We start from the raw sequence: 4,311 nt of genomic DNA, 5'->3' as shown, positions 1-4,311 counted from the left end.
AGGTAGACCGCCGAGGGGTCTACCTCGCGCACACGGGTCTACCTCGACACGCGGCTCGACGCACCAGCCCCCGCGTCACGACCAGCGGAACAGCCTCGCCGCGAGCGGCAGCAGCACCACGGTCCACACCGCCATCACCACGAGCTGTGACACCGGGACGCCGGTCCCGAACCAGCCCGTCGTCATGGCCTGGGTCGCCGCGCCGAGCGGCGTGTACCCGGCGATGGTCCGCACGACCTCGGGCATGACCGGCCCGGGCGTCCACATGCCCGCGAGGAACAGCATCGGGAAGTACAGCGTCATCCCGATCGCCGACGCGGTGCTCGCCTTCCCGGCGCGCGACGCGATGAGCATCCCGATCGAGAACATCGACAGGATCCCCAGCAGGAAGCTCACCAGGACGATCGTGAGGTTCGCGGGGCCCGCGAGGTCGAACACCTGGCTCCCCACGACCACCGCGAGCAACGCGGCGACGCAGACCGTCACGAGGTTGATGAACAGGTGTGCCCCGATGAGCCCCTGCGGCTTCATGGGGGTCGTCGAGAGCCGGCGCAGCACGCCCTTCTCCCGGAACGTCGCGAAGTAGACGGGCAAGGTCGTGAGCGCGACCGTCGCGACAGCGGTCGCGAGCGCCACAGGGACGTAGACCGCGACCGCGGTCAGCCCCTCCCAGGGCGGCGGCGCGTCGGTGATGACGTCCCGCATGCCAGGGAACGCGAAGCCCACACCCACGAGCAGGACCGTCGGGAAGAGGAGCGCGAAGAAGACCGTCCCCGGGTCGCGGAGCAGCAGTCGGGCCTCGGTGAGGGTCAGCGTCCGCAGGCCGTGCCAACCTGTGCCCGCGATCCTGCGGCGTCGGGGGCCGCCCGCCCGCCACTCGCCCTGGGTCGTCGTCCGTGCCGTCTGCGTGGTCATCGCGCTGCTCCTTCGGTGTCGGACCGGTCGTCGTCGGACCGGTCGTCGGTCGCGGCGGGGCCCGTCGCCCCCGTGTGGTCGTACGTCCTGCCCGTGACGTGAACGAACACGTCCTCGAGCGATCTGGTCATGGTCCGGACGTCGGGCACGACGTCGCGTTCTGCGAGGGCCAGCACGACGGCGGGCAGCACCCGCCGGGTCCCGGTCACCTCGATCTCGCGGCCCGCTCGCGCCACCGCCCCGACGTCCGCGAGGCCGCCGAGGACCTCGAGCACGACGGGCTCCTCGTGAGGCTCGACCCGCAGCCGCAGCACGCGTGCGGAGTCGACCGACTCGATGAGCTCCGCCGGGGACCCGGCCGCGACGACGACACCCTGGTCGATGATGACGAGGCGGTCGCACAGGCGCTCGGCCTCGTCCATGAAGTGCGTCACGAGCAGGATCGTCACGCCCCGCTCCCGCACACGTTCGACCAGCTCCCACGTCGCCCGGCGGGCCTGCGGGTCGAGACCCGTGGTCAGCTCGTCGAGGATCGCGACCTGCGGGTTCCCGACGAGCGCGAGCGCGATCGAGAGCCGCTGCTTCTGCCCGCCCGAGAGCTTCGCGAACTGCTGGTCGCGGTGCGGGGCGAGGTCCAGCAGGTCCATGAGCTCGGCCGTGTCGGCCGGGTCCTCGTAGAACGAGGCGTAGAGCCGCAGCGCCTCGGCCACGGTCATGCGCTCGTTGAGCTCGGCCTCCTGGAGCTGGACGCCCAGGAGCTCGCGCACCGAGGCAGGGTCCGACTGCGGGTCGAGGCCGAGGATCCGGACGGTCCCGGCGTCGGCCTGCCGGAGCCCGGCGAGACACTCGACCGTGGTCGTCTTGCCGGCCCCGTTGGGGCCGAGGATGCCGAAGATCTCCCCCGGCCCGACGGCGAAGCTCACGTCGCGCACGGCGACGGTGCTCCCGTACGCCTTGCGCAGGGCGACGACCTCGATGGCCGGTGCGGCGCCGTCGGGCACGGTGCGTGCCGCGAGCGACGGCGAGGGCGGGACGGACGGGACAGGATGTGCGGTGGTCATGACGACCTCCCTGAGGGTGTGTTCGCCCGCCGGGCGGCGCACCGGTGGACCGGGAGCCGTCCGTCGGACGGGATGAACGCTGTGGTGGGTGCGCCGGTCCCGGTTCCGGGACGCGGCGCGCTAAGGCGTCGGGGACGCCAGGGTCGGCAGAAGGCCGTCAGGCGGCCGACAGGCGGCCATCAGACGGCCGTCAGGTCGTGACGGGAGCGATGGCCACCGACCTCGTGACCAGGTGGAACGCGAACGCCGCTGCGGCGAGGCCCAGAAGACCGCCCACCACCGCGGTGAGCACCTGGGCGTCCGCCAGGCCGACGGCCTGCGCGAACGGCCTGCCGAAGTAGCCGCTCTGGAACGCGAGCTCGACGACGACCATGGGGAGCAGGAACAGCGGGATGGCGAACGTCCCGCGCCACACGCCGGAGCCGTAGTACCCCATGCCGACCGCCGCGCCCGCGAGCCAGTACACGCTGCAGAAGAAGAGCTGCACGAGGAACGCGGTGCCGACCTGGCCGCCGTCGGCGTAGAGCTGGGCCCGGTCGAGCTCGGGCGACCAGCCCTGTGCCCGGAAGACGAGCCACTCCACGTAGCCGAGCACCGCCGCGACGACCGCGAACGTGAGCCCGAGGAACACCGCCGTGAACCAGGCCGAACGGATGAACGACCGTCGGGTGCCTCCCGCCGCGACGTGCACCGCGATCATGGCGAGGGGCGTGATGATGCCCATGACGAACAGGAAGAACTTCGCCGACCCGCTCACGACGCCGTCGATCACGCTCCCGTCGAGGATGTCGGTGCGCACCTCGACGTAGCCGATGATGCCCGCGATGATCAGCACGATCGCCCAGAACCACACGCCGATCTGCCACGTCCCGGCGCACATCGACCACGCCGAGGTGCGCAGCGACCGCCTCTCGGCCGCGCGACGCGCCGTGGCACGCTGCACCTCGCGGTCGGTGAGGGCCGTGGGGCCCGCCAGGTTCTCGGTCATGACCGCTCCTCTCGGGTCAGGTGCACGAACAGGTCCTGCAACGGCACCGCGCCGAGCTCGAGGCCCGCCTCGGTCGCCGCGGTGCGCTCGGCGTCGTCGAGCGTGCCGAAGAGCGTGACCTGGGCCGTGCTGCCCAGGCGTTGACGGGCCAGCACGCGGCGGCCGTCGACGAACTGCTCGACCACGGCAGCGGTCCCCGTGAGGCTCACTCCCCTGGCGCGGACCGACTCGACGCTCTCCGCGAGGAGCACCCGCCCCTTGTCCACGATCACGACGTCCTCGAAGATCCGCTCGACCTCGTCGATCAGGTGGCTCGACAGGATGATCGTGCGGGGGTGCTCGGTGTAGTCCTCGACGAGCGCGTCGTAGAACGCGTACCGGCTGGGCGCGTCCATCCCGAGGTAGACCTCGTCGAAGATCGTCAGCGGCGCCCGCGAGGCGAGCCCGATGACCGCGCCGAGCGCCGAGCGCTTGCCGCGCGAGAGGCTCTCGGGAGCCTTGCGCAGGTCGATCTCGAACAGGTCGACCAGCCCGGCCGCGAGGTCCGCGTCCCAGTGCTCGCGCAGCTCGGCGTAGTAGCCCAGGCTGTCGGCGACCTTGGTCGCGGCGATCGTGTCGCCGCTCTCGCGGACGAGCTGCGTGCCGGCCATGGTCCAGGCGTTCTCGAACGGGTCCTCGCCGTCGACCAGGACCGTACCGGCGTCAGGCCGACGCATGGCGGCGATCAGCGAGAGGGCGGTGGTCTTGCCCGCGCCGTTGCGGCCGAGCAGGCCCGTGATGGTGCCCGGGCGCACCTGGAGGCTCAGGCCGTCGAGCGCAGGGTGCTTCTCGTCCTTGCCGAAGCTCAGGGTCACGTCCTGGAGCTCGACGCCGAACGGCTCGGGGCGGGCGGGGGCGGTCATGAGGTCTCTCCCGTCGGGGTGGGGCGGCCCTGGGGTCCGCGGCCGAGGACGTGGTCCACGATCTCGGCGGGCGTGATGCCCAGCAGGTCGGCCTGCACCAGCGCGGGGCGCAGGACCTCGGCGAAGTAGCGGTCGCGGTGCTCGGCGAGCAGCTTCTCGCGGGCTCCGGTCGCGACGAACATGCCGACGCCACGGCGCTTGTAGAGGACGCCCTCGTCGACCAGCCCGGCGAAGGCCTTGGCGGCCGTCGCGGGGTTGATGCGGAACGTCGTCGCGTACTGGGTCGTGGACATGACCTGCTCCTCCTCGGCGAGGTCGCCGCTCAGGATCTGGGCGCGGATCTGCTGGGCGATCTGCAGGTAGATGGGTTCAGGTCCGTCGAACATGGGGCCCATCCTCTCGTCGATCGCACGTTCTGTGGTTCATTACATGAGTAATGAACCAC

At 71.5% G+C, this 4,311-nt stretch carries 5 protein-coding genes; all 5 read right to left on the bottom strand.

What is annotated here, in order from left to right:
• Positions 1-75: 75 nt before the first annotated feature.
• The 5 genes from ACFRCR_RS17315 to ACFRCR_RS17295 all read right to left on the bottom strand — a co-directional run bounded on the left by ACFRCR_RS17315 (position 76) and on the right by ACFRCR_RS17295 (position 4,252).
• A complete protein-coding gene (locus ACFRCR_RS17315; RefSeq protein WP_377679259.1) occupies positions 76-915 on the bottom strand; it encodes an ABC transporter permease in 840 nt (279 codons plus the stop codon).
• Positions 912-1,976 carry an ABC transporter ATP-binding protein gene (locus ACFRCR_RS17310; protein ID WP_377679257.1) on the bottom strand — a complete coding sequence of 355 codons (1,065 nt, stop codon included), beginning with the start codon at positions 1,974-1,976 and terminating at the stop codon, positions 912-914. Before ACFRCR_RS17310 ends, ACFRCR_RS17315 begins: the two co-directional genes overlap by 4 nt.
• Before the next feature lie 190 nt (positions 1,977-2,166).
• Positions 2,167-2,964 carry a hypothetical protein gene (locus tag ACFRCR_RS17305; protein WP_377679255.1) on the bottom strand — a complete coding sequence of 266 codons (798 nt, stop codon included), beginning with the start codon at positions 2,962-2,964 and terminating at the stop codon, positions 2,167-2,169.
• On the bottom strand, positions 2,961-3,866 hold the full coding sequence (locus tag ACFRCR_RS17300; protein ID WP_377679254.1) for an ATP-binding cassette domain-containing protein: 906 nt from the start codon (positions 3,864-3,866) through the stop codon (positions 2,961-2,963). Before ACFRCR_RS17300 ends, ACFRCR_RS17305 begins: the two co-directional genes overlap by 4 nt.
• Complete coding sequence (locus ACFRCR_RS17295; RefSeq protein ID WP_191796341.1) at positions 3,863-4,252, bottom strand: GntR family transcriptional regulator; 390 nt, start codon at positions 4,250-4,252, stop codon at positions 3,863-3,865. Before ACFRCR_RS17295 ends, ACFRCR_RS17300 begins: the two co-directional genes overlap by 4 nt.
• Between the last annotated feature and the right edge of the window lie 59 nt (positions 4,253-4,311).

Origin of the sequence: Oerskovia sp. NPDC056781, from assembly GCF_042789955.1 — a bacterium.
Taxonomy (GTDB): Bacteria; Actinomycetota; Actinomycetes; order Actinomycetales; family Cellulomonadaceae; genus Oerskovia; species Oerskovia rustica.
Note: the sequence above shows the minus strand (reverse complement) of the source record. Positions and strands in the feature narration are given on the sequence as shown.

What these genes read in the sequence shown, in the direction of transcription:
- ACFRCR_RS17310 (WP_377679257.1), bottom strand. Translation starts at nt 1,976, where the DNA reads ATGACCACCGCACATCCTGTCCCGTCCGTCCCGCCCTCGCCGTCGCTC.
- ACFRCR_RS17315 (WP_377679259.1), bottom strand. Translation starts at nt 915, where the DNA reads ATGACCACGCAGACGGCACGGACGACGACCCAGGGCGAGTGGCGGGCG.
- ACFRCR_RS17295 (WP_191796341.1), bottom strand. Translation starts at nt 4,252, where the DNA reads ATGTTCGACGGACCTGAACCCATCTACCTGCAGATCGCCCAGCAGATC.
- ACFRCR_RS17305 (WP_377679255.1), bottom strand. Translation starts at nt 2,964, where the DNA reads ATGACCGAGAACCTGGCGGGCCCCACGGCCCTCACCGACCGCGAGGTG.
- ACFRCR_RS17300 (WP_377679254.1), bottom strand. Translation starts at nt 3,866, where the DNA reads ATGACCGCCCCCGCCCGCCCCGAGCCGTTCGGCGTCGAGCTCCAGGAC.